The sequence below is a fragment of the Mesorhizobium sp. M0166 genome (genome assembly GCF_040322255.1).
Lineage (GTDB): Bacteria > Pseudomonadota > Alphaproteobacteria > Rhizobiales > Rhizobiaceae > Mesorhizobium.
Genome location: NZ_JAMYTD010000019.1, coordinates 23,849 through 48,329, shown reverse-complemented (window position 1 = coordinate 48,329; position 24,481 = coordinate 23,849). Strand labels below are relative to the sequence as shown.

Genomic DNA, 24,481 nt, shown 5'->3' with positions numbered 1-24,481 from the left:
GGTCGTTGCTTCGTAGAAGAATTTTCGATATATCGGATTAATGGATGATATAGCGAACGATATATCTTCGTCCATCGGCAGAAGAATACATGCCGAAAGGGTGGTTCGCAGCTGGTCCCTGGCTGAATTGGCGGAGCGGTCCGATGTCTCGAAAGCCATGCTGAGCACGATAGAGCGCGGCATGACCAGCCCGACGGCGGCACTCCTCGTGCGCATTGCGGCCGCCTTCGGCATGACGCTCTCCACTTTGATAGCAAGGGCGGAATTGCAAGGCGGTGGCCTGCTTCGCGAACGTGACCAGCCGGTCTGGAGCGATCCGGCTACCGGTTATGTGCGGCGGCACCTTTCGCCGGTTTCGGACATGCCGCTCGAACTGATCCGAGTCCAACTGCCGGCGGGCGCCAAGGTAAGTTTCCCGGCGGCGTCCTATGCCTTCATCAGGCAACAGATCTGGATGATCTCCGGGCGGCTGGAATTCACCGAGGGCGAAATCGTTCACAGGCTCGAACCCGGCGACTGCCTGGCGCTCGGCGCGCCATCCGATTGCGTCTTTCACGCTCCGGGCCCGGACGCCGCCGACTATCTGGTTGCGTTGGCCAGGAGCTGAGGTGAAGGCGCGTCGTCCGAAACGCTCCGACAATGGCGGTCCGCCGCTCGACGACTATAACGGTCCGCCCTGGGGCAAGGGCGATCCCTATGTCTTTCTTGCCTGGCGGACCGCCTATGCCCAGGCATGGAAAGTGCCGAGCCGCGAGGTCATGCTGATGCGGCTGGACAAGGCCGAGCGGCTGGGCCTGACCTATGAGGAATACACGCTCGAACTGCTGGAACGCGGGCGACATCTGCAAGAGGAAGACGCCGATCGCATCGCGGAAATCCGCCGGGCCAGGAAGCGGAAGCGGACCAGTCATTTCGAGTGATAGACGGCGCAGGGGAACCACATGAGTTCGATCGAAATCAGGCCACTCACCGGTACTGACGGGACGCAAAAAATGCTGGCGGATCTGCTGATCGGTACAGTCGCTGCCGGCGGCTCGGTCAGCTTCATGCATCTGCTGGCGCCGGAGACGGCCGCGGCCTTCTGGAACAAGTCGCTTCAAGCGGCCGCCAGAGGCGAAAGGGCGGTGCTTGGAGCCTGGAACGGCGAGGCGCTGGTCGGCACCGTCACCTTGCTGCTCGCCTGCCCTCCCAACCAGCCGCACCGGGCCGAGATCGCCAAGCTGATGACCCGCCTCGATTACCGCGGCAAGGGCATAGCAACCCGCCTGATGGAGGCGGCGGAAGTCGTTGCCATGGAGAAAGGCCGCACCCTGTTGATCCTCGACACGGCAAAAGAGGAGGGGGCTTCCGGCCTCTATGAAAAGCTCGGCTTCACGCTGGCCGGCGAAATACCGGATTATGCGCTGAAGCCGCATGGGGGGCTCACAGCCACCCTCATCTATTGGAAACGCATTGGTGCAGCCTGATCCGGCCCGTGCACATTCGCCGTTGACAGCGGCGTCAAACCAATTCTATTGTCCGCCACCATGAAAAAGGCACTCATTCTCGTAGGAAAGCGCGTGGGCAAGGCGGTGTAACCGCCGGGCGGTGACCTCCCATGCGCAAGACACAGGCTCCCTCGGGGGCCTTTTTTATTGCCCGAAATACGACTAAACGACCAGCAATCGCCCGACGGCGAACAGTATGGGACCAGACCGATGAGCAGTGGACAGAATGAGCGGGGCGAAATGCCAAAAACTGAAATGACAGGCGCCGAAATGGTGGTGCAGGCGCTGAAGGACAATGGCGTCAAGCATGTTTTCGGCTATCCGGGCGGCGCGGTTCTGCCAATCTACGATGAAATCTTCCAGCAGGACGAGGTCGAGCACATCCTCGTTCGCCACGAGCAGGGCGCGGGCCACGCGGCGGAAGGCTACGCGCGCTCGACCGGCAAGGCCGGCGTCATGCTGGTGACCTCCGGGCCGGGCGCCACCAATGCGGTGACGCCATTGCAGGACGCGCTGATGGACTCGATCCCGCTGGTCTGCCTGACCGGCCAGGTGCCGACTTCGCTGATCGGCTCGGATGCGTTCCAGGAGTGCGACACGGTCGGCATCACGCGGCCCTGCACCAAGCACAACTGGCTGGTGAAAGACGTCAACGAGCTCGCGGCAACGATCCACGAGGCCTTCCATGTGGCAACGACGGGTCGCCCCGGTCCGGTCGTCGTCGACATCCCGAAGGACGTTCAGTTCGCCAGGGGTATCTATGTCCCACCGCAGACGGCGCCGCGCACCAGCTACCAGCCGAAGGTCCAGGGCGACCTGGAAAAGATCAAGGCGGCGGTCGAGTTGATGGCCGGCGCCAGGAAGCCGATCATCTATTCGGGCGGCGGCGTCATCAATTCCGGCCCGGAGGCGAGCCATCTGCTGCGCGAGCTGGTCGACCTCACCGGCTTTCCCATCACCTCGACGCTGATGGGCCTCGGCGCCTATCCGGCGTCGGGCAAGAACTGGATGGGCATGCTGGGCATGCACGGCACGTATGAAGCGAACATGGCGATGCACGATTGCGACGTCATGCTCTGCATCGGCGCGCGCTTCGACGACCGCATCACCGGGCGGCTGACGGCGTTTTCGCCGAATTCGAAGAAGATCCACATCGACATCGACCCGTCGTCGATCAACAAGAACGTCCACACCGACGTGCCGATCATCGGCGATGTCGGGCGTGTGCTGGAGGATCTGGTGCGGCTGTGGCGGGCAACCGCCAAGGCCGACAAGAAAGCGCTTCACCCGTGGTGGGAGCAGATTGCCAAATGGCGCGCCCGGGATTCGCTCGCCTACAAGATGAACCACGAGGTGATCATGCCGCAATATGCCGTCCAGCGGCTCTATGCGCTGACCAAGGACCTCGACACTTACATCACCACCGAGGTCGGCCAGCATCAGATGTGGGCGGCACAGCACTATCACTTCGAGAAGCCGAACCGCTGGATGACCTCTGGCGGACTGGGCACGATGGGCTACGGCCTGCCGGCCGCGCTCGGCGTGCAGATCGCGCACCCGGATGCGCTGGTCATCGATATCGCTGGCGACGCTTCGGTGCAGATGACGATGCAGGAGATGAGCGCGGCAGTGCAGCACGAGGCGCCGATCAAGATCTTCATCCTCAACAACCAGTATATGGGCATGGTGCGGCAGTGGCAGCAGCTGCTGCACGGCAACCGGTTGTCGCATTCCTACACCGAGGCGATGCCGGATTTCGTCAAGCTCGCCGAAGCCTATGGCGGCCACGGCATTCGCTGCGACAAGCCGGACGAGCTCGACGACGCCATCAAGGAGATGATCGCGGTCAAGAAGCCCGTCCTGTTCGACTGCCGCGTGGCGACGCTCGCCAACTGCTTCCCTATGATCCCGTCGGGCAAGGCGCATAACGAGATGCTGTTGCCTGACGAGGCGACGGACGAAGCTGTGGCCAACGCGATCGACGCCAAGGGCAGGGAACTGGTGTAGCCTGGTTCAAGGAAGCTGTGCGAAAACAGCGAATTAGCGCAAAAGATTGAAATCGAGATTCATGTCATGAACGCACAGTTGCAACCGACCGGCTCGGCCTATTTCATCGCCAAGGAGACGGAAAAACCAGAGAACCACACGCTTTCGGTCCTCGTCGACAACGAGCCGGGCGTGCTTGCGCGGGTCATCGGCCTGTTTTCCGGACGTGGCTACAACATCGAGAGCCTGACGGTCTCGGAAACAGAGCACGAAAAGCACCTGTCGCGCATCACCATCGTGACGCGCGGCACGCCGCACGTGCTGGAGCAGATCAAGCACCAGCTCGAGCGCATCGTGCCGGTGCACCGCGTCGTCGATCTCACCGTGCGGTCGCAGGAATTCGGACAGGAGCGGCCACTGGAGCGGGAACTCGCGCTGGTCAAGGTCGCCGGCACCGGTGAAGCCCGCGTCGAGGCGCTCCGGCTCGCCGATGCATTCCGCGCCAGCGTCATCGATGCCAATACCGAGCATTTCATCTTCGAGATCACCGGCAAGGGCTCCAAGCTCGATCAGTTCATCGCCATCATGAAACCGCTCGGGCTCGTCGAGATCTGCCGTACCGGGGTGGCGGCGATGAACCGCGGCCCGCAAGGGATGTAGTCATCCAGCTTGGCTCTATCTCGTCGCTTCGCCACCGATCGCATTGATTAGGGGAACGGCATGACATTCGACGCATTCTTCGCCCTGCTGGTCTATGCCTTCGTGACCTCGATCACGCCGGGTCCGAACAACTTCATGCTTCTGGCATCGGGCGTGAATTTCGGCTTGGTCAAGACCGTACCACACATGCTCGGCATCGGCTTCGGCTTCCTCGTGCTGTTGCTAGCGGTAGGCTTCGGGCTTGGCGCCGTGTTGACGGCCTTTCCGGTGCTGCACACCGGGTTGAAGATCGCCGGCGGCCTCTACCTGCTTTATCTCGCCTGGAAGATCGCCATGTCGCGCTCGCTCGGCGGCGAAGGCGAGGCGAAGGGCCAGCCGATGCGCTTCATCGAGGCTGCGGCTTTCCAGTGGGTCAATCCCAAGGCCTGGGTGATGGCGATTACAGCCATGGCCGTCTATACCAATCCGGAACGCCCGTTTGTGTCCGTGGTGCTGATCGCGGCCGCGTTCGCCGTCGTCATGCTGCCGAGCATTTCGACCTGGGCCGGTTTCGGCATGGCGCTGCGCGGTTTTCTGGCGGATGCGGTGCGGCTCAAATGGTTCAACATCGCCATGGGCGTGATGCTGGCGGCGACGCTGTGGCCGATGCTGCGTTAGCTGCCGTTTTATTGTGCACTGCACATTAAATCTTCGTAATGACGGGTTTTGGCCCTTTTTCGCCTTCGGCATCCTCTATTATCTGGCAAAAGCGCGGCAAGAGGCTGCGAGTTGAGCTAGACTACCGCCACCGGAGAACGGCGTGTCGGATCGAGAGGCCTTTTGTCGATGCGCGGAAAGATCGTATTTGCGGTGATCGCTGCAGCCTGCGTTGCCGCGACGTGGCTCTATCTTTCGCCCAGCGTGATGAGCGGTCTTCAGCAGATGCTGTCGGCGAAGCAGACGGCGGCGGCGGACAAGCCCGCTGCAGCGGCAAATGCCGCGCGTTCGACTTCGGTGGTTGCCGCCACCGCTACGACAGCCGATTTCCCGGTCCGGCGCTATGCCATCGGCTTTGTGTCCTCTCCTGCCGTGGTCAGCATCAACGCGCGGATATCGAGTCAGATCGTCGCAATCGCGGTCAAGGACGGACAGATGGTGAAGGCTGGCGACCTTCTGTTCTCGCTGGACGATCGCTCGTTGAAGGCGCAACTGGCACGCGATCAGGCGACGCTCGCGAAAGACCAGGCGCTGCTTGCCAGCGCAACGGCCGATCTTCAGCGCGCCAAAAATCTCGTCGCCAGGCAGGCCGGAACACAGCAGACCTATGATCAGGCCGTCGCGGCGCAGAAATCCGCCGCGGCCACCGTCGACGCCGACAAGGCGACGATCGATGCGGACCAAATCCAGCTTGGCTTCGCCACGATCAGGGCGCCGATCTCCGGCAGGCTTGGCGCAGTCAGCGTCGCGGTCGGCGATCTCGTCACCACCAGCAACGGCAGCAGCACGTCGACTCCACTGGTGACGATCACGCAGGTCGACCCGCTGCAGGTGAACTTCAATCTCCCGGAAAGCGATCTTGCCTTGCTGCACAAGGCGCTGGCGGCGCCCCAGCAAGGTGCGGTAACGCTGACCAAGGACGGCGACCCGAAGCCGATCGGCGAGGGAACGCTGGATTTCGTCGATTCCAGCGTGGACACGGCGTCCGGCACGATCGCAACGCGGGCCAGCGTGCCCAACGCCGATCTTTCGCTGTGGCCGGGCCAATATGTCAACGTCGTGCTCGAGGCCGGCATCATGCCGCAAATGACGTCGGTTCCGACGGTTGCCGTCCAGCCCAGCCAGAAGGGCCCGTTCGTCTATGTGATCAAGCCGGACAACACCGTTGAAATGCGGCCGGTGCAGGTCGCGCTGACGGAAGGTGCCAACACCGCGATTAGTCAGGGTTTGAAAAGCGGCGAGCGTGTCGTCGTCGAGGGTCAGACCAAACTGAAGAACGGCGCGGCAGTGCGCGAAGGCAAGGCTTCCACCGGCACCGGCGATCAGGCGGCTCCGAAGGTTGCCGAGGCTGACCGGACGGGCGGAACACAGCCATGATTTCCGAATTCTGCATCCGCAGGCCCGTCGCCACGCTGCTCATGTCGTTCGCCCTGGTTCTGGGCGGGCTATTTGCTTACAAATTCCTGCCGGTCGCGGCGCTGCCAAGCGCGGAATTCCCGGTTGTCAACGTCTCGGCCTCGCTGCCTGGGGCCTCGCCGGAAACCATGGCGACCTCGGTGGCAACGCCGCTGATCAAGCAGTTTGCCACTATCGCCGGCATCGATTCGATCTCGACGACCAACTCGCTCGGCTCGACCTCGATCGCCATTCAGTTCGTGCTCAACCGCGACATCGATGCGGCCGCCGCCGACGTGCAGGCAGCGATCGCACGCACACAACGACAATTGCCGCCGGAGATGACCAGCCCGCCGAGCTATCGCAAGGTCAATCCAGCCGACGCGCCAATCCTGCTGATGTCGCTGGTCAGCGACACCATTCCGCTGACCGATTTAGACGCATTTGCCGAGAATGTGATCTCGCCGTCGCTGTCGACGATCGACGGCGTTGCGCAGGTTTCGATCTACGGCCAGCAGAAATATGCCGTGCGCGTCCAGATCGATCCGACGGCGCTCGCCGCTCGCGGCATCTCGATCGACCAACTGCAGACGGCCATTGCCTCGGCCAACAGCAACACGCCGCTCGGCGTGCTCAAGAACAACAAACAGCAACTAACCATTACCGCGAACACGCAGCTCACCAATGCGGCGGGGTTCTCCAACATCATCATCGCCACCAAGAACGGCCATCCAGTGCGGCTCGGCGAGGTGACCCGCGTCATCGATTCGGTCGAGACCACGACTACCGCAAGCTGGTACGACGGTACCCGCGCCATCATCATGGCCGTGCAGCGCCAGCCGGATGCAAACACCGTCGATGTCGTCGACCGCGTCAAGGCGATGCTGCCTTCCTTCGAGGGTCAGATGCCTGCGGCGGCGAGCATCCAGTTGCTCAATGACCGCTCGACGTCGATCCGCGAGGCGGTCGACGACGTGCAGTTCACGCTGCTGCTCACCATCGCGCTGGTGGTGATGGTGATCTTCCTGTTCCTGCGCCGGGTAACGGCGACGGTCATCCCCGCCGTGGCGGTGCCGATTTCGCTCATCGCCACGCTGGGCGTGATGTACCTGTTCGGCTTTTCCATCGACAACGTCTCATTGATGGGGCTGACACTGGCGGTCGGCCTTGTCGTCGACGATGCCATCGTCATGCTGGAAAATATTTTCCGCCATATGGAGGAGGACGGAGTCTCGGCCCTCGAGGCTTCGCTCAAGGGCGCCCGCGAAATCGGCTTCACAATCATCTCGATCTCGATCTCGCTGGTCGCCGTGTTCATTCCGGTGCTTTTGATGGGCGGCGTGATCGGGCGCATCTTCAACGAATTCGCAGTGGTGGTGACGGTCGCCATCCTGGCGTCGATGTTTGTCTCGTTGACGTTGACGCCGATGCTGTGCTCGCGGCTGTTGTCATTATCGAAGGGCGAGCGGGAAGCAGCGCACGGTGAAGGCCATAGGCAAAACGTCTTCATGCGGGGCTATGACCGGCTGCTGACATTCTGCCTGCGCCACAATTTCCTGGTTTTCCTTGTCTTCCTGGTAACCGCCGGGCTGTCGGTGTGGCTGATCCAGATCTCGCCGAAGGGCTTTTTCCCGCAGGAGGATATCGGCCAGGTCTCGGTGACGACCATCGCGCGCCAGGATATTTCGTTCGACGCCATGGTGAAGCTTCAGGGCCAAGTGGCGGATGTCTTCACCCATTCGCCCTACGTCGCCCATGTCGGCTGGTCGGCGGGCAGTGGAAACAATGCGCTCAACCAGGGCCAGCTGTTTGTGCAGCTGAAGGACAAGGACCAGCGACCGAACATCGACAAGGTGCTTTCGGATCTGCGGCGCCAGCTTGCCAATGTGCCCGGTATCGAAACCTATATGCAGCCGGTGCAGAACCTGCGGCTCGGCGCGCGCGCTTCGGCGAGTGCCTATCAGCTTGCCGTGCAGGGCCTCGATACCGGCCTGACGAACGTCTGGGCGCAAAGGCTGACGGACGCGATGGCCGCCGATCATGGCGCCTTCACCGACGTCACCAATGACCTGCAGAACAACGCGTTGCAGGCGACGCTGGTGATCGACCGCGACAAGGCATCGACGCTTGGCGTCGATACCGACACGTTGCGTTCCAGCCTCTATGGCGGTTTCGGCACCCAGCAGGTGTCGACCATCTTCGGTTCGGCCGACAGCTATAAAGTGGTCATGGAGCTCGACCCGAAGATCGAGTGGTCGCCCGAACGGATGCTGGCGATCAAGGTGAGAACGGCGAGCGGCAGCCTGGTGCCGCTTGGCGCCTTCGCGCGTGTCGATCGGACCGCCGGTACCCTGACCGTGAATCAGCTCGGTCAGCTTCCGGCAGTGACCATCTCCTACAATCTGCCGCAAGGCGTGGCCCTCGGCGACAGCGTGAGCCACATCAATGCGCTGAAGGAAAAGATCGGCATGCCGCCGACGATCTCGACCACTTTCTCGGGCACGGCGAAGACCTTCCAGGATTCGCTTTCCAACCAGGGACTGCTGATCGGTGGCGCGATCCTGACCATCTATATCGTGCTCGGCATGCTCTATGAGAGCTTCATCCACCCGCTCACCATCCTGACCGGGCTTCCGTCGGCGGTGCTTGGCGCGCTGGTGGCACTGCGGCTCGCGGGGATGGATTTGTCGGTGATCGCTGTGATCGGCATCCTGATGCTGATCGGCATCGTCAAGAAGAACGGCATCATGATGATCGACGTGGCGCTCGAGCTTAGGCGCGAGGGGATGTCGCCTGTCGAATCCATCCACAAGGCCTGCCTGATGCGCTTCCGGCCGATCATGATGACCACGCTTGCCGCGCTGATGGGTACCATCCCGATCGCGCTCGGCACCGGCGCCAGCGCGGAATTGCGCCAGCCTCTCGGCGTGGCGGTGGTCGGCGGTCTTGTCGCCTCGCAGGCACTGACGCTGTTCGTCACGCCCGTCATCTACGTCTACATGGAGCATTTTTCCGGCTGGCTGGTCAGGCTGTGGGCGGGGCGCCGGGGCGAGCCGAGCCCGGTCGAAGCGGTCGACCAGCCGTCACTGTTCGACGAGGAGGAAGAACCGGTGCCGCAGAAGGCGGCAGCGGAATAGCGCTGGCCTAAGCCGTGGTGCTTGCGGCCGGGGGGCCGCGATCGTAATTTGACGCCATGCCGCACAATCACGACCACGACAACGAGCTTGATCCCTTTGCGGCGCGTGTGCGCGCACTGGAGACGATTCTCACCCGCAAAGGCCTGATCGATCCGGCGGCGATCGACGTCATCGTCGACACCTACGAGACCAAGATCGGGCCGCGCAACGGCGCAAAAGTGGTGGCGAAGGCTTGGGTTGATCCCGGGTTTTCCGCATGGCTGAAGCGTGATGCGACGGCGGCCATCGAATCGCTCGGCTATACCGGCCGGCAAGGCGAGCACATGCAGGCGGTCTTCAATACGGCCGACACTCACAACCTCGTCGTCTGCACGCTATGCTCCTGCTATCCGTGGTCGGTGCTTGGCCTGCCGCCAGTCTGGTACAAGGCGCCGCCCTACCGTTCGCGCGCGGTGATCGATCCGCGCGGCGTGCTCGAGGAATTCGGCCTGACCTTGCCGGCGGCGACGACAATCCGGGTGTGGGATTCGACCGCCGAGCTGCGCTATCTGGTGGTGCCGATGCGCCCAAGGGGCACCGAGGGCTGGGATGAGGCGCGGCTCGCCGATCTGGTGACGCGCGATGCCATGATCGGAACGGCGTTGGCGCAGGAGCCGGCATGAACGGGCCGCAGGATCTCGGCGGCCAGATGGGTTTCGGGCCGGTCGCGCCCGAACCGGACGAACCCTATTTCCATGCCGATTGGGAAAGGCGGGCGCTGGGCGTAACGTTGTGCGCCGGCGCCATGGGCGCCTGGACCATCGACGAGAGTCGGCACGCGCGAGAATCGCTGCATCCAGCGGATTATTATGCCTCCAGCTATTATCAGATATGGATCAAGGCGCTGGAGGTGCTGCTCAAACGCCATGGTTTCGTCAGCGACCGCGACCTGGCTACGGGCGACGCGGTCGACCCGGCAGCGACACCCAAACGGGTGCTCAAGGCTAAGGATGTTCCGGCGGTGCTGGCCAAGGGCGGGCCTTGCGACCGGCCTGTCGCCGCGCCTGCGCGGTTCAAGGCAGGCGACCTCGTGCGAACCAGGAATTTTCATCCGACCGGCCACACCAGGCTGCCGCGCTATGCACGCGGCAAACAAGGCGTCGTCGAGGCGGTACGCGACGGCTTTGTCTTTCCCGACACCAGTGCGCACGGCCAGGGCGAAAACCCGCAATGGGTCTATACCGTGGCCTTCACAGGCGAGGAAATCTGGGGCGAGGGCGCCGACCCGACACTTGTCGTGTCGATCGATGCCTGGGAGAGCTACCTTGAGCCGGCGTGAGACGGGCTCAGTCGTCGCCATGCTGCCCGCCGGTGTCGAGGCGCGTGTGTTTGCCGAGCCGTGGGAGGCCGAGGCCTTTGCCATGACGGTGGCGCTGCACGATAACGGGCTGTTTTCGTGGAGCGAATGGGCGGATGCTTTGTCGGCGGAGGTGAAGCGGCAGGGCGCCGCGCGCGACGGCCGCGATTATTACGAGCACTGGCTGGCGGCGCTGGAAAAGCTGCTTGCTTCGAAAGGTCTGGCCGCGAAGACCGATGTGGACGCGATCGCCGCTGCCTGGGAGCGCGCCGCGCACGCAACGCCGCATGGCAAGCCGATCCTTCTGGAGAACGATCCACAGCAGGCTATGTAAGCTGCGGTCGCCTGGTCTTGTTCTCTTTACGTTCCTGTTCGTCACTGATAGCCTGACACTGTCGCAGCGGCGTAATTGCCGGCGATGAAAATTGATGGTGACGGCAGTCACCTTGTCTTTCCCTCGCGAATCCGGTCTGTCGCGCTGATGGAATTCTCTCCTCAACAGGACGAGGCGCTGAAGGCGGTGGCCGGCTGGCTGAAAGCCGGCAAGCCGCAGCTGTTCAGGCTGTTCGGCTATGCCGGCACCGGCAAGACGACGCTGGCGCGCTATTTCGCCGAGCATGTCGATGGCCAGGTGCAGTTCGCCGCGTTTACGGGCAAGGCGGCGCAGGTGCTGCGTTCCAAGGGCGCGGTCAATGCCCGCACCATCCATTCGCTGATCTACCGGCCGAAGGGCGAAGAATCGGTAGCGGACGAGGTGACCGGCAAGACATCGATGTCGCCGACATTTTCGCTCAACCGGCAGAGCCCGATCTCGCGGGCCAAGCTCGTCGTCATCGATGAATGCTCAATGGTCGACGAGCAACTCGGCCGTGACCTGATGAGCTTCGGCACGCCGATCCTGGTGCTCGGCGATCCCGGCCAGTTGCCGCCAATCTCCGGCGGCGGCTTCTTCACCGACCATGAGCCGGACATTCTGCTCACCGAAATCCATCGCCAGGCACGAGACAACCCGATCATCCGGCTTGCGCTTGACGTGCGCGAGGGCCGCGAGTTCATGCGCGGCGACTATGGCGCGGCACAAGTGATCGGCAAGGAAGACGTCACCCAGGAACTGGTGCTGAAGGCGGACCAGGTGCTGGTCGGTACCAACCGTACGCGCCGCCGTTATAACCAGCGGCTGCGCGAGCTGAAGGGGTTCAACGCCGATTATCCGCAAGCCGGCGACAAGCTGGTCTGCCTGCGCAACGATCCGGCCAAGGGACTGCTCAACGGCTCGCTGTGGAAGGTGATGACCTCGTCGCGCGAGACGGTCAAGCCCGGCATCAATCTGCTGGTTTCGCCGGAGGAAGACGACCCGGATCGCGGCGTCGCCAAGATCAAGCTGCTCAAGGCGGCATTCGAAGATCCCGACGCCGACATTCCCTGGCAGCAGAAGAAACGGTTCGACGATTTCGACTATGGCTACGCGCTGACCGTGCACAAGGCGCAGGGCTCGCAGTGGAACGAGATCGTGCTTTTCGACGAAAGCTGGGCGTTCAAGGAAACACGGCAGCGTTGGCTCTACACCGCCATCACGCGCGCGGCCGAACGGCTGACGATCGTCCGATAGGGCGGCCGTATCAGCGCTGGGCGATCGGGTTGGCGCCAAGCCATTCCCAGGCGGCGGCTTCGTCCTTGGCCTCGAAATGCCGGAGTTCGATAGGCAAGGAGGCAGGCAAAAAGGCTCTTGCTTCCACTATCCAGTCCGGCTCACCGACCGCCGCGCAGCGTCCGATATGCTGCACTGCATGAGCTATGCCCTGTTCGACCGTCTCGTCCGATACATCGGTCCAGTCGACACCCTCATGATCGATCAGGCGCACCAGCACGTCGATTTTTGGGTGCAGCGCGTAGGCTGCCTCCAGCAATCCGAACAGGTTTTCGGCGTCGGCCGCTGCGACATGGCCGACGACATCGATGGCGAAGAGGTCTTCGCGATCGGTATCGATGCGGCGGATCGCCGGTACGGCATCGAGAAAATTCAACAGGGAACTCCTTGCGCTCGATTTTCTTCGTTCCCTTGGAACACCTGAAACCCTCTGTCTGTTCCCCTTAAAGACGGTATAGATGCGCGCCGAGATCAGCCTGGAACCGTGCAAATGCCTGCAAAGCTTTCCGTCAACCTCAACGCCATCGCCATGCTGCGCAACCGGCGGGACTTGCCGTGGCCAAGCGTGACGGGGCTCGGACGCATCGCCCTTGCCGCCGGTGCGCATGGGCTGACGGTGCACCCGCGACCCGACGAGCGGCACACCAGGCATTCCGATCTGCCTGAGATCAGGGCGCTGATCGACGACGAGTTCCCGAATGCGGAATTCAACATCGAGGGCTATCCGACCGGGGAATTCCTGGCGCTTGTGGAAAAGCATCAGCCCGAGCAGGTGACGCTGGTGCCCGACGACCCGGCGCAAGCGACTTCCGATCATGGCTGGAACTTCGCGGCCGAGGCTGCGTTCCTGACACCGGTCGTCAAGCGCCTGAAGAAGGGAGGCTTTCGCGTATCGCTGTTTTCAGATCCGGACCCCGATGGCGTGAATGCCGCTCGCGACACCGGTGCCGACCGGATCGAACTCTATACGGGTCCATACGGCAGCTATCATTCCGATTCGGCAAAAGCGGCGAAGGAATTGGAGAAATTGGGAAAGACGGCGGATGCCGCACTGGCCGCAGGGCTCCAGGTCAATGCCGGGCACGACCTTGTGGTGAGCAATTTGCCGGCGCTGGCCAGGCGCATCCCGGCATTGGCCGAAGTGTCGATCGGACATGGGTTGACAGCCGATGCGTTGGAGTATGGCATGGCCGCAACGGTCAGGCGGTTTCTGAAGGCTTGTGGCTGGTAGAGAGAGGCGAGCCGATAGGCCGTGGGTTCCGGGCATGGCAGCGCGTCCTTTCCATCCCCGCAGCATAGGGCACCGCACGTCTATGGGAGTGTCGTCCATGGCCCTTGCCAACGCTGGTAGCGAGGCAGAACCCATCGAGCAATCCAGCCACTCCACCGTCGAGCAGCACAGCACCAAGGTGCTGATGCTGGGCGCGTTGGGCGTGGTTTACGGCGATATCGGCACCAGCCCAATCTATGCGTTTCGGGAAGCGCTGCACGCATCGTCGGGACCGGTAGCGCGCAACGACGTCCTCGGCGTGCTGTCGCTTATCGTCTGGGCGCTGACGATCATCGTCACGATAAAATACGTCGCTTTCGTTCTCAGAGCCGACAACAAGGGCGAGGGCGGCACGCTGTCGCTGATGTCGCTTGCGCGCAGCGCTTATCCCAATGGAGCCAAGCTCATCCTGGGGATCGGGCTCTGCGGCGCGGCGCTGTTTTTCGGCGATGCCATCATAACGCCGGCCATCTCCGTGCTTTCGGCGGTCGAAGGCCTGGAAGTGGTGACCCCGACGCTGGAAACCTATGTGGTTCCGATCACGCTGATCATCCTGGCGATGCTTTTTGCCGTGCAACGCTTTGGCACCGGCAAGGTGGCGGCGGTGTTCGGACCGGTGACGGCAGTGTGGTTCCTGGCGATCGGCGCCGCCGGGGTCTACCATCTGCTGGACGACCCGTCGGTCCTGCTGGCGATCAATCCCTATTACGCGGTCGCTTACCTGGCCAATACGCCCACCGGCGCCTTCGTCACCGTCGGGGCGGTGTTCCTGGCGGTCACCGGAGCCGAGGCACTCTATGTCGATCTCGGCCATTTCGGGCGCAGGCCGATCGTGCTGGCGTGGTTTTCGGTGGTGTTCCCTTGTCTGCTCCTCAACTACTTCGGACAAGGTGCGTTCGTTCTGGCCAACGGCGGCAAACCCACCAATCCATTCTTCCAGATGCTGCCCGATTGGGCGCTGATGCCCATGGTTGGGCTAGCCACGGCAGCGACGGTGATCGCCAGTCAGGCGGTGATCTCCGGCGCTTTCTCGCTGACCCGCCAGGCGGTGCAGCTCAATTTGCTGCCGCGCATCGAGGTGCAGCATACGTCCGAGATGCAATCCGGCCAGATCTACATGCCGCGGGTCAATCTGGTGGTCGCGCTGGGCGTAATGTTGCTGGTGGTCGGCTTTGGCAGTTCGAGTTCGCTGGCTTCCGCCTATGGCATTTCGGTGACCGGCGAAATGCTGATGACAACCATCCTGCTGTTCGTGGTGATGCGGTTCCGGTGGAAATGGCAGCTTGCCCTCGCTGCCGCGCTGGCCCTCCTGTTCGGCACGATCGATACCGGATTTTTCCTCGCAAACGTCGTCAAGATCGTCGAAGGCGGGTGGGTGTCGATCACGGTCGCTTGCGGCATGGGACTGATCATGTCTACCTGGATCCGCGGCACCCGCTATTTGTTCGACAAGACGCGCCGAAACGAGATCCCGCTGGATTTCCTTGCCGGCAATCTGCTGAAGAAGAAGCCGCATTTGGTATCAGGCACCGCGGTGTTCCTGACCAGCGATCCACTGAGCGCGCCGACCGCGCTGATGCACAGCCTCAAGCACTACAAGGTGCTGCACGAGCAGAACGTCATCCTTTCGGTGGTGACTGCGCCGCAGCCTGTCGTGCCCGACAGCGAGCGCGTCAAGATGGAAACGGTCAACGAGCTGTTCATGCGGGTGACGCTGACCTTCGGCTACATGGAGCAGCCCAACATCCCGCGTGCGCTGGCGATCTGCCGCAAGCAGGGCTGGAAGTTCGACATCATGACGACGTCGTTCTTCCTGTCGCGGCGTTCACTCAAGGCATCGCCCAATTCCGGCATGCCGGTCTGGCAGGACAAGCTGTTCATCGGGCTGGCGCGCACGGCGGCCGATGCCACGGAATATTTCCAGATTCCGACCGGACGTGTCGTCGAGATCGGGACGCAGGTGGCTATTTAGAACGTGCCTGTTGCAGCGTTTCAGGCAGTCTGTCGAGGGGGTCGAGCCTGCCAGGCCGGGAAGACTCGCAATACCGACACGCAGACATTACGTGACGGCACTTGATATTGCAGTGCAGCAAGCGTAGAGCACCGCGCGCTTATCGGAGTGTCGTCCATGGCCCTTACCAATGCTGGTAACGAGGCAGAACCCGTCGAACAATCGAGCCATTCTGAGGTCGAGCAGCACAGCACCAAGGTGCTGATGCTGGGCGCACTCGGTGTCGTTTATGGCGATATCGGCACCAGCCCGATCTATGCTTTCCGCGAGGCATTGGTGGCATCGTCGGGGGGCGAAGTCGCCAACCGTGGCGACATCCTCGGCGTGCTGTCGCTAATCATCTGGTCGCTGACGATCATCGTCACCATCAAATACATCATGTTCGTGCTCAGGGCCGACAATCGCGGCGAGGGCGGGGTGCTGTCGCTGATGGCGCTGGCGCGCAACAGTTTCCCGACCCGCTCGGCGGTGATCCTCGGCATCGGCATCGTCGGCGCCTCGCTGTTTTTCGGTGACGCCGTCATCACGCCGGCGATTTCGGTGCTGTCGGCGGTCGAAGGCATGAACGTCGTCACGCCGACCTTCCAGCCCTATGTGGTGCCGTTGACGCTGGTCATCCTGGCGATTCTGTTTTCGGCACAGCGGTTTGGAACCGGCGGCGTCGCCCTGATCTTCGGCCCGATCACGGCGGTCTGGTTCCTGGCTATCGGCCTTTCCGGCCTCAACCACATCATCGCCGATCCAGAGATCCTGCTGGCAGTCAGCCCGCATTACATCGTCGCGTTCCTGATCAATTCACCAGACGTCGCCTTCGTGACGATCGGCGCCATCTTCCTCGCCGTCACCGGCGCCGAAGCGCTCTATGCCGACCTCGGCCATTTTGGCCGCAAGCCGATCGTTCTCGCCTGGCTGGCAATCGTGTTCCCTTGCCTGTTGCTGAACTATGCCGGGCAGGGCGCATTCGTGCTGGCGAAAAACGGCGTGGTCGGTCATCCCTTCTTCGAAATGAACGAAGGCTGGACGCTTATCCCGATGGTCGTCCTGGCCACAGCTGCGACCGTTATCGCCAGCCAGGCGGTGATCTCCGGCGCTTTCTCGCTGACCAGGCAAGCGGTGCAGCTCAACATGCTGCCGCGCCTGGAAATCCTGCATACGTCGGAAAGACAGTCCGGCCAGATCTACATGCCGCGCGTCAACATGCTACTGGCGCTGGTGGTGATGCTGCTGGTGGTCGGCTTTGGCGAATCCAGCAAGCTTGCCTCAGCCTACGGCATTTCGGTGACCGGCAACATGCTGGTGACGACGGTGCTGCTCTACGTGATCATGAGCCGCATCTGGAAATGGCAGCTCTGGCTGGCCATCTCCCTGACAGTGGTATTCGCGTTCATCGACATCGGCTTCTTTGCCTCGAACATCGTCAAAGTGTTCGAAGGTGGCTGGGCTTCGCTGGCGGTGGCCTTCACCATTGTGCTGGCGATGTGGACCTGGATCCGCGGCAGCCGCTATTTGTTCGAAAAGACGCGCCGGAACGAGATTCCGCTCGATTTCCTTGCCGGCAATCTGCTGAAGAAGAAGCCGCATCTGGTGTCGGGCACCGCGGTGTTCCTGACCAGCGATCCGCTGAGCGCGCCGACCGCGCTGATGCACAGCCTCAAGCACTACAAGGTGCTGCACGAACAGAATGTCATCCTTTCGGTGGTGACGGCGCCGCAGCCTGTCGTGCCCGACAGCGAGCGCGTCAAGATGGAGACGGTCAATGAACTGTTCATGCGCGTGACGCTGACCTTCGGCTATATGGAGCAGCCCAACATCCCGCGCGCGCTGGCTATCTGCCGCAAGCAGGGCTGGAAGTTCGACATCATGACGACGTCGTTCTTCCTGTCGCGGCGTTCACTCAAGGCATCGCCCAATTCCGGCATGCCGGCCTGGCAGGACAAGCTGTTCATCGGGCTGGCGCGCACGGCGGCAGATGCGACGGAATATTTCCAGATCCCGACCGGACGCGTCGTCGAGATCGGGACGCAGGTGGCTATCTGAACAAACGGCCGTGCCCTTCGAAGGGCACGGCAATTGTCAGGCTCAGCTCACCAGAGCCGCCGTGTTTGCTTCAAGAAATTGCTTCAGCGGCTGCGGCTTCCTGCCGGACAGCGTCTCGACCGCGTCGGTCACCATGCCGATCCGGCCCGAGCGGGTGTTGGTGTCGAAGGAAACGACGATGGGAGCGAAAGCCTCGGGAACGCCGGCTGCCTTCAATCCCTCGGTCAGCGCTTCATCCGAAAGATGGACAACTTCGATCGGTCTGCCGGTAACCTCGGTGACGAGGGCTGCAATCTCGGTGACCGTATAGGCCTGCGGACCGGTCAGCGTGTATGTGGTGCTTTCGGTTGCTCCCGAAGCGAGGCCGGCGGCGATCGCCCCGGCCATGTCGTCGCGCGCGCCATGGGCAATGCGGCCGTCTCCAGCGGATGTGTACCACTGCCCAGAGGCGACGGCGTGCGGCAGCGCCATGAACAGGTTCTCCTGGTACCAGCCGTTGCGGAAGATGGTGTAGGGGATACCGCTCGCCTTGATCGCCTGCTCGGTGCCGTGGTGATCGGGCGCAAACAGCACCGGCGATCCCGGCTCCGGATTGGGCATCGATGTGTAGAGCAGATGCGAAACGCCGGCGCTTTTTGCGGCGGCGACCGCGGTCTCATGTTGCTTCAGGCGCTTGCCCGGAACGGCGAGCTCGTTCGTCGAAATGATCAGAACCCTGTCGGCGCCGGTAAATGCACTGGCCAACGATGCGGTGTCGTCGAAGTCGACCGTCCTGATGGTGACGCCTCGGGCTGCCAGATCGGCCAGATTTTCCGGATTGCGGGTAGCGGCGATGACGCGCTGAGGCGAGACCTTGAGCGTGTCAAGCAGATGATTGATGACGCCGCGGCCAAGCTGGCCGGAGGCGCCGGTGACAAGAAGGGTGTCGGTCATGAAAGGTCCTGACGTTGCGCCGGAGCGGCGGGTTCATATGTTAGTCTCAAAAAGAGACCAGCACTAAAATAGGAATTGACCCATCCTCGTAAAGAAGGCAGTTTTGCGGGAGGTAGGCACACCCAGGGAACCAGCCATGGACGGCAAGATCGTCAATCTGAGATCGAAGCTCGAGATATATAAAGCAGGCAGCGGTGGCGGAAACCTTGCGGATTGCCCGGTTCGCGACGTGATCCAGGGCATAAGCAATAAATGGAGTTCGCTGCTGATGGAGGCCTTGGCCGAGAAGCCGTACCGCTTTGGCGAGTTGCGGCGCCTCGTGCCCGATATTTCACAGCGCATGCTCACCCAGACGTTGCACGATCTGCAGCGCGACGGCTATGTGCATCGCCAGGTGTTTCCGACCAAACCGCCGAGCGTCGAATATAGCCTCACCGATCTCGGGCGCTCGATGTTTGGACCCTTGCATCAGCTGATCCAATGGGCCGAGCTCAATCACGGCGCTGTACGCGAGGCGCGGAAGGTTTTCGATGCTGCCGAAGGCTGAGCCTCCAGGCCGAGACGGCGGCTTGATTTAGCGACAGCGCTGAAGGATTGTCCGGCCTGGGCTGGGTCGGGCAAATGGGCAATTCTCTGGATATCGCGATTGCCGGCGCCGGGCCGGCTGGACTTGCCGCCGCGCTCTATCTCAAGCGCGCCGGACATCGGGTTACCGTTTTCGAGCGCTTCGAGCAGCCAAAGCCGGTCGGCTCCGGGCTGATCCTGCAGCCGACCGGGCTGACGGTACTTGCCGATCTCGGCCTGCTCGATGACATTCTGGCGCTGGGCAGCCGCATAGATCGCCTGCATGGTGCAGACGCCAAGACCGGCCGCACCGTACTCGACGTCCGCTATGATGCCCGGCGGGGCGGTCGTTTCGGGCTGGCGGTGCACCGCACGGCTCTGTTCGGCGTGCTTTTCCGCGCCGTCCGGCGCCAAGCGATCACCATCGAGACAGGTATCGAGCTCGAGACGCTGGAAACCGGCGAACGGGCAACATTGGTCTGCGGCAACGGACGACGGATAGGGCCGTTCGACCTGGTAGTGGATGCCAGTGGTTCGCGCTCCAAACTGCGGCGGTGCGTGAACAATCCGGGCGAACCGCGATCGCTCGCCTATGGGGCGTTCTGGGCATCGCTCGGCTGGCGCGGCGAGGGTTTCGACGAGCACGCGCTGCTGCAGCGCTACGACAGCGCGAGCGTGATGATCGCGTGCTGCCGATCGGCCGGCCCGAGCCCGGTGCCGGGAAGATGGCGGCATTCTTCTGGAGCCTGAAGCCGGCGGATGCCGAGTGCGTATTGGCGGCAGGTCTCGAGGCATGGAAGGCGAGATTGGTCGGGCTATGGCCTGAATGCGCGGCCTTCATCGACCAGATCGACAGTTTCGAGCAGCTTTCGCTGGCGCGCTATGGGCATCACACGATGAAGACGCCAGCCGGACGGCGATTGGCCGTTATCGGCGATGCGGCTCATTCAACGAGCCCGCAGCTCGGCCAGGGCGCGAACATGGCGCTGCTCGATGCGGCAGCGCTCAACCACGCACTCATAGGAACGGACCGTATCGATACTGCGCTGGAAACCTACGTCCGGGCGCGGCGATGGCATGTGCGGGTCTTCCAGGCGCTGTCGCTGGTGCTGACGCCGTTTTATCAATCGGATTCGAATGTGATGCCGTTCGTTCGCGACAGGCTGGTGGCGACGCTGGCAAAAGTCCCGCCGGCGCCGCAGTTTCTTGCTTCTATGGTCACAGGAACGGTGATCAATCCGTTCAAGCCGATCGGGCTTGCGGAAGCGCTATGGTCGAATCGCCTTGACGGATGATTTCCGAAAGATGCGAACCCTTGGCCTGCAAGAATGCATGGAGGCGCTGCGCATAGTCGGGAGCGACCGCATCCTTTACGGATGGGCGTTCGTGCAATGCCTCGCGCCAGGCCTCGACATGCGGCTTTCCGTCCAGCATGCCGAAATCGCCGATCCGGTCGAAGACGTCGAAATAGCGGAAAATCGGCCCGTAGACCGCATCGACCAGCGAAAAGCGCTCGCCGGCGAACCATGGCCCGGCCGCGCCGTTCGCCAGTTCCACTTCCAGGCGATCGAACATTGCCGACAGAGCCCCGCTTTCGGCGCGGAAGGCGCTTTCGGTCGGCGCTGAATAGAAGCGGCCGATGGCATTGAGGATTGCCGAGCCGAACTCGATCCAGGCGCGATGCCGGCCACGGGCATAGGGGTCGGTGGGATGCAGCGGATTGGGCTGGGTTTCCTCGAGGAATTCGAGGATGATCGCCGATTCGAAGATTACCGTTTCCTGGGCGTCATGCTCAACGCGAAGCAGCGGCACCTTGCCGAGCGGCGATATTGCCTTGAACCAGGCAGGCTTGTTGGCGAGATCGACCGTGATGCGTTCGAACGGCACGCCCTTTTCGCGAAGTGAAATCGCCGCGCGCTGCACATAGGGGCAAAGATGATGGCTGACGAGGATGAGCTTGTCGGTCACCTCACTCTCCCCAGACATAGTTCAAGACGTCGTCCTCGACGCGGGTGGAGAGGAACATCAGGCGGGAGCCCTTCGGCGCCGGGCCTTCGAGGCGATCACCGTTTCCCATGTCGAACGAGGCGCCGTGCCACTGGCAGACGAGCTTGCCGTCCTTGCAGTCGAGCGGGCCACCGAAATGCAGGCAGACGTTGGCGGCGGCGCGGATACGCTCGCCGCTGCGGTAGACATGGACCTCGCGGCCGAAAAACGGAGCGATCAGGCTGCCTGTTTCCGGAATGTCGGCGATCTTGCAGATTTCATGCTTCATCGGAATTGCCTCTCATGATTGATGCGATTGCATCTATATAGATGCATTTGCATCGATCGTCAAGCTTGATGCAATTGCATCTATCGCCTACGATGCAATCATGACCGGGATTCCTTCACCTCCAGCCATCAAGGCCTGGGCCCGCCTGATGCGGGTTTCGCGCCAGTTGGTGGAACGAGCCGAGGACGCGCTGAAGGACAGTGGCCTGCCGCCGCTTGCCTGGTACGACGTCCTGCATGAGCTTGCCGAGGCGGGCGAGGGCGGATTGCGGCCGTTCCAGCTCACCGAGCGCACGCTGTTTGCGCAATACAACATCTCCCGGCTGCTGGCGCGGCTCGAAGCGGACGGGCTGGTCGAGAAGCTTCCCGTTGCCGATGACGGCCGCGGGCAAACAATCCGCGTCACAGACAAGGGACGCGAGACGCGCCGCCGCATGTGGGCTGTCTACGGCCGGTCGATCGCGGAGTTGGTCGGCTCCCGGCTTTCCAATGATGAGCTCGATGGGCTGTCAGCTCTGCTTGGGCGCCTGCGAGATCCGCCCGCCCTGGAGTGACGCGCCCTCATGACGGAGATGGCGCCGATTGGCGAGGTCAGGCACTGCCCAAGAGGAATGCCAGCGTCGCCAGAACGCCAAGCCCGACGCGGACCATATGCAGATTGCCCCATTTGACGATCAATGTCCGAGCTTCAGGATTGACGGTGTTCGCGTCCATCGCCTCCAGCAACCTATTTGCCGGCATCATCACCAGCAGCGTCCATGGCCAAGGCAGGATGATCAGCACGGCGCCGACCAGATAAGCGAGATTGCCGGTCAGCCACCACGCGACGAGGCCCAGAATACAGGCGATGACGGCGATCGAGGCCTGCATGGCGGCGCCGCGTTTGTAGGAAGGCTGCCATTCCTGCAGCAATGCCTTGTCATCGAGGCGAAGCCGCGCCGGCTGCTCGGCGACGCTGACGTAGATAGCCGCGCCCGCGAACACTGCGGCAACGGCCAAGGCAAGCAATCCGGCGAGCATGATGCGTGTCTCCCGTGATGCCCCGTATGGAGCGCGCTACAGAAATAAGGGCTTGCGCCGGGTCGGGCAATGCGCCATAAGCCGAACCGTAACGTACGGTACGCCGTCGAGCTCGTATCTGAACTGCGGGTGAGTTTGCGTCCTGAGGAAAGACTGTGTTGCATGCTGTGACCGACATCGACACCAGCGAGGCGCTGACGGAGCGGCAGAAGGACGTGCTCGACGCCGCCCTTCGCCTGCTGGTCGAAGAGGGCGATCAGTTGACCATGACCGCCGTGGCGCGGCGGGCGAGCTGCTCGAAGGAGACGCTCTACAAATGGTTCGGCGATCGCGACGGGCTGTTGACCGCGACGGTACAATGGCAGGCGTCCAAGGTCCGGGTGGTGCCGGTCGACCGCAAGGGGCTCGACCTTGCTTCGCTGGCGGCGAGCCTCGAACGCTTCGCTTCGGACTGGCTCACGGTAATTTCGAGCGACACCTCGATCGCGCTGAACCGGGTGGCGGTCGGCCATGCTAGTTCGGGGAAGGACGATCTCGGCGCCATCGTGCTGGAAAATGGCCGCTTCGCGCTGGCCAGGCGCCTTAAGCCGGTGCTGGAGGCCGGGAGACAGGCCGGGTTCCTTGAATTTTCCGACGCGGAGACGGCGTTCCGCACCTTTTTCGGGCTGGTCGCCCGTGACGTGCAGATCCGCCTGCTGCTTGGCGACCGGCTGGAATTGACTGATGCGGCGATCGGCGGCGATGCCGTCCGGGCGACGCAGCAGTTTCTCGCTCTTTACGGGGCAAAAATCGGGCCGCAAGGCCCACAGAGCCGGATGATTTCAGGTCGAATCGACCTGAAATCTGAATCCGACTCTACACTAAACGATGGAGCATGATGTCGTCCGAAAACCGCTTCACACTTTTCGGCATCATGCTCTGAATTTAAAACGGGAAGGAAGAAAAATGCGTGTCTATTACGATCGCGATGCCGATCTCAACCTGATCAAGGGCAAGAAGGTCGCCATCATCGGCTATGGCAGCCAGGGCAGGGCGCATGCGCTCAACCTCAAGGATTCCGGCGTCAAGGACATCGCCATCGGCCTCAAGGCCGGCTCGGCGACCGCCAAGAAGGTCGAGGCCGACGGGCTCAAGGTGATGAGCGTAGCCGATGCCGCCAAGTGGGCCGACCTGATGATGATGGCGACGCCGGATGAGCTGCAGGCCGACATCTACAAATCCGAGATCGCGCCAAACATCCGCGATGGCGCGGCAATCGCCTTCGCCCACGGCCTCAACGTGCATTTTGGCCTGATCGAGCCTAAAGCCTCCGTCGACGTCGTCATGATCGCGCCGAAGGGACCCGGCCATACGGTGCGCGGCGAATACCAGAAGGGCGGCGGCGTGCCGTGCCTGGTCGCGGTCAACCAGGACGCTTCGGGCAACGCGCTCGACCTGGCGCTTTCCTACGCCTGCGGCGTTGGCGGCGGCCGCTCGGGCATTATCGAGACCAATTTCCGCGAGGAGTGCGAGACCGACCTGTTCGGCGAGCAGGTGGTGCTGTGCGGCGGCCTGGTCGAATTGATCCGCGCCGGCTTCGAGACACTGGTGGAAGCCGGCTACGCGCCGGAAATGGCCTATTTCGAGTGCCTGCACGAGGTCAAGCTGATCGTCGACCTGATCTACGAAGGCGGCATCGCCAACATGAACTATTCGATCTCGAACACCGCCGAATGGGGCGAATACGTCTCGGGCCCGCGCATCATCACCGCCGAAACCAAGGCCGAGATGAAGCGGGTGCTGAAGGATATCCAGACCGGCAAGTTCACCTCGGAATGGATGCAGGAATACCGCGCTGGCATGTCGCGCTTCAAGGGCATCCGCCGCAACAACGACAGCCACCAGATCGAGGAAGTCGGCGCCAAGCTGCGCGCGATGATGCCGTGGATTTCCAAGAACAAGCTGGTCGACAAGGCCAAGAACTGATCGCAATTTCATTGCCGATCAAGAAAGGCCGGCGGAGCGATCCGCCGGCCTTTTTGCATCAA

The 24,481-nt window shown here is 62.4% G+C and carries 24 protein-coding genes and 1 pseudogene; 20 read left to right on the top strand and 5 right to left on the bottom strand.

Features of this window, described 5'->3' with window-relative positions:
- Nucleotides 1-40 precede the first annotated feature (40 nt).
- The 12 genes from NKJ46_RS20625 to NKJ46_RS20570 all read left to right on the top strand — a co-directional run bounded on the left by NKJ46_RS20625 (nucleotide 41) and on the right by NKJ46_RS20570 (nucleotide 12,306).
- The gene (locus NKJ46_RS20625) at nucleotides 41-607 is read left to right on the top strand and encodes a helix-turn-helix domain-containing protein (RefSeq protein ID WP_352666988.1); all 567 of its coding nucleotides are present in this window, start codon (nucleotides 41-43) and stop codon (nucleotides 605-607) included.
- A gap of 1 nt (nucleotide 608) precedes the next feature.
- Nucleotides 609-920 (top strand): hypothetical protein, encoded by a 312-nt coding sequence (locus NKJ46_RS20620; protein ID WP_352666985.1) that lies wholly within the window; start codon nucleotides 609-611, stop codon nucleotides 918-920.
- A gap of 21 nt (nucleotides 921-941) precedes the next feature.
- Entirely contained in the window at nucleotides 942-1,466 is a 525-nt protein-coding gene (locus tag NKJ46_RS20615) for a GNAT family N-acetyltransferase (RefSeq protein WP_352666983.1), read from the top strand.
- 276 nt (nucleotides 1,467-1,742) lie between these two features.
- Nucleotides 1,743-3,494 (top strand): acetolactate synthase 3 large subunit, encoded by a 1,752-nt coding sequence (locus tag NKJ46_RS20610; RefSeq protein WP_352564512.1) that lies wholly within the window; start codon nucleotides 1,743-1,745, stop codon nucleotides 3,492-3,494.
- A gap of 66 nt (nucleotides 3,495-3,560) precedes the next feature.
- Nucleotides 3,561-4,133, top strand: coding sequence for an acetolactate synthase small subunit (gene ilvN / locus NKJ46_RS20605; protein WP_023676680.1), 573 nt, complete (start codon nucleotides 3,561-3,563; stop codon nucleotides 4,131-4,133).
- A 60-nt stretch (nucleotides 4,134-4,193) separates the two neighbouring features.
- On the top strand, nucleotides 4,194-4,790 hold the full coding sequence (locus NKJ46_RS20600) for a LysE family translocator (protein ID WP_352483004.1): 597 nt from the start codon (nucleotides 4,194-4,196) through the stop codon (nucleotides 4,788-4,790).
- A 168-nt stretch (nucleotides 4,791-4,958) separates the two neighbouring features.
- Nucleotides 4,959-6,206, top strand: a complete 1,248-nt coding sequence (locus NKJ46_RS20595; protein ID WP_352666981.1) for an efflux RND transporter periplasmic adaptor subunit — start codon at nucleotides 4,959-4,961, stop codon at nucleotides 6,204-6,206.
- On the top strand, nucleotides 6,203-9,361 hold the full coding sequence (locus NKJ46_RS20590; protein ID WP_352666979.1) for an efflux RND transporter permease subunit: 3,159 nt from the start codon (nucleotides 6,203-6,205) through the stop codon (nucleotides 9,359-9,361). Before NKJ46_RS20595 ends, NKJ46_RS20590 begins: the two co-directional genes overlap by 4 nt.
- 56 nt (nucleotides 9,362-9,417) lie before the next feature.
- Entirely contained in the window at nucleotides 9,418-10,023 is a 606-nt protein-coding gene (gene nthA / locus NKJ46_RS20585) for a nitrile hydratase subunit alpha (protein WP_352666977.1), read from the top strand.
- On the top strand, nucleotides 10,020-10,679 hold the full coding sequence (gene nthB / locus NKJ46_RS20580; RefSeq protein ID WP_352666974.1) for a nitrile hydratase subunit beta: 660 nt from the start codon (nucleotides 10,020-10,022) through the stop codon (nucleotides 10,677-10,679). Before nthA ends, nthB begins: the two co-directional genes overlap by 4 nt.
- A 19-nt stretch (nucleotides 10,680-10,698) precedes the next feature.
- Nucleotides 10,699-11,031, top strand: coding sequence for a nitrile hydratase accessory protein (locus NKJ46_RS20575; RefSeq protein WP_352667136.1), 333 nt, complete (start codon nucleotides 10,699-10,701; stop codon nucleotides 11,029-11,031).
- Between the two features lie 147 nt (nucleotides 11,032-11,178).
- The gene (locus NKJ46_RS20570) at nucleotides 11,179-12,306 is read left to right on the top strand and encodes an ATP-dependent DNA helicase (protein WP_023720791.1); all 1,128 of its coding nucleotides are present in this window, start codon (nucleotides 11,179-11,181) and stop codon (nucleotides 12,304-12,306) included.
- A 10-nt stretch (nucleotides 12,307-12,316) separates the two neighbouring features.
- Here the strand turns inward: NKJ46_RS20570 and NKJ46_RS20565 are convergent, their stop codons facing one another.
- A complete protein-coding gene (locus tag NKJ46_RS20565) occupies nucleotides 12,317-12,721 on the bottom strand; it encodes a SpoIIAA family protein (RefSeq protein WP_352666971.1) in 405 nt (134 codons plus the stop codon).
- A 114-nt stretch (nucleotides 12,722-12,835) separates the two neighbouring features.
- Here NKJ46_RS20565 and NKJ46_RS20560 point away from each other — a divergent pair, with 114 nt between their 5' ends.
- From NKJ46_RS20560 to NKJ46_RS20550, 3 genes are all read left to right on the top strand, one after another.
- Nucleotides 12,836-13,576, top strand: a complete 741-nt coding sequence (locus NKJ46_RS20560; protein ID WP_352666969.1) for a pyridoxine 5'-phosphate synthase — start codon at nucleotides 12,836-12,838, stop codon at nucleotides 13,574-13,576.
- A gap of 97 nt (nucleotides 13,577-13,673) precedes the next feature.
- A complete protein-coding gene (locus tag NKJ46_RS20555) occupies nucleotides 13,674-15,587 on the top strand; it encodes a potassium transporter Kup (protein WP_352666966.1) in 1,914 nt (637 codons plus the stop codon).
- A gap of 156 nt (nucleotides 15,588-15,743) precedes the next feature.
- Nucleotides 15,744-17,663, top strand: a complete 1,920-nt coding sequence (locus tag NKJ46_RS20550; protein WP_352666964.1) for a potassium transporter Kup — start codon at nucleotides 15,744-15,746, stop codon at nucleotides 17,661-17,663.
- Nucleotides 17,664-17,705: 42 nt separating this feature from the next.
- Here NKJ46_RS20550 and NKJ46_RS20545 read toward each other — a convergent pair whose 3' ends face one another.
- Nucleotides 17,706-18,596: an SDR family oxidoreductase gene (locus NKJ46_RS20545; protein ID WP_352666962.1), complete on the bottom strand. Its 891-nt coding sequence runs from the start codon at nucleotides 18,594-18,596 to the stop codon at nucleotides 17,706-17,708.
- A 136-nt stretch (nucleotides 18,597-18,732) separates the two neighbouring features.
- Between NKJ46_RS20545 and NKJ46_RS20540 the strand changes: the two genes are divergently transcribed.
- Nucleotides 18,733-19,143 carry a winged helix-turn-helix transcriptional regulator gene (locus NKJ46_RS20540; protein WP_352466906.1) on the top strand — a complete coding sequence of 137 codons (411 nt, stop codon included), beginning with the start codon at nucleotides 18,733-18,735 and terminating at the stop codon, nucleotides 19,141-19,143.
- A gap of 74 nt (nucleotides 19,144-19,217) precedes the next feature.
- Nucleotides 19,218-20,455 (top strand): annotated as a pseudogene (locus NKJ46_RS20535) (FAD-dependent oxidoreductase).
- Here the strand turns inward: NKJ46_RS20535 and NKJ46_RS20530 are convergent.
- Together NKJ46_RS20530 and NKJ46_RS20525 are read right to left on the bottom strand one after the other, a co-directional pair.
- Nucleotides 20,403-21,128, bottom strand: a complete 726-nt coding sequence (locus NKJ46_RS20530; protein WP_352666958.1) for a glutathione S-transferase family protein — start codon at nucleotides 21,126-21,128, stop codon at nucleotides 20,403-20,405. The pseudogene NKJ46_RS20535 and the gene NKJ46_RS20530 sit on opposite strands and share 53 nt — an antisense overlap.
- A gap of 1 nt (nucleotide 21,129) precedes the next feature.
- On the bottom strand, nucleotides 21,130-21,435 hold the full coding sequence (locus NKJ46_RS20525; protein ID WP_352666956.1) for a Rieske (2Fe-2S) protein: 306 nt from the start codon (nucleotides 21,433-21,435) through the stop codon (nucleotides 21,130-21,132).
- A 100-nt stretch (nucleotides 21,436-21,535) separates the two neighbouring features.
- On the opposite strand from NKJ46_RS20525, the gene NKJ46_RS20520 reads away from it, so the two are divergent.
- Nucleotides 21,536-21,988 carry a MarR family winged helix-turn-helix transcriptional regulator gene (locus NKJ46_RS20520; RefSeq protein WP_352666953.1) on the top strand — a complete coding sequence of 151 codons (453 nt, stop codon included), beginning with the start codon at nucleotides 21,536-21,538 and terminating at the stop codon, nucleotides 21,986-21,988.
- Between the two features lie 37 nt (nucleotides 21,989-22,025).
- Here the strand turns inward: NKJ46_RS20520 and NKJ46_RS20515 are convergent, their stop codons facing one another.
- Entirely contained in the window at nucleotides 22,026-22,454 is a 429-nt protein-coding gene (locus NKJ46_RS20515; RefSeq protein ID WP_352666951.1) for an anthrone oxygenase family protein, read from the bottom strand.
- 155 nt (nucleotides 22,455-22,609) lie between these two features.
- On the opposite strand from NKJ46_RS20515, the gene NKJ46_RS20510 reads away from it, so the two are divergent.
- Both NKJ46_RS20510 and ilvC read left to right on the top strand, forming a co-directional pair.
- Entirely contained in the window at nucleotides 22,610-23,332 is a 723-nt protein-coding gene (locus NKJ46_RS20510) for a TetR/AcrR family transcriptional regulator (protein ID WP_352666948.1), read from the top strand.
- Between the two features lie 67 nt (nucleotides 23,333-23,399).
- Nucleotides 23,400-24,419 carry a ketol-acid reductoisomerase gene (ilvC, locus tag NKJ46_RS20505; protein ID WP_023676662.1) on the top strand — a complete coding sequence of 340 codons (1,020 nt, stop codon included), beginning with the start codon at nucleotides 23,400-23,402 and terminating at the stop codon, nucleotides 24,417-24,419.
- Nucleotides 24,420-24,481: the final 62 nt, after the last annotated feature.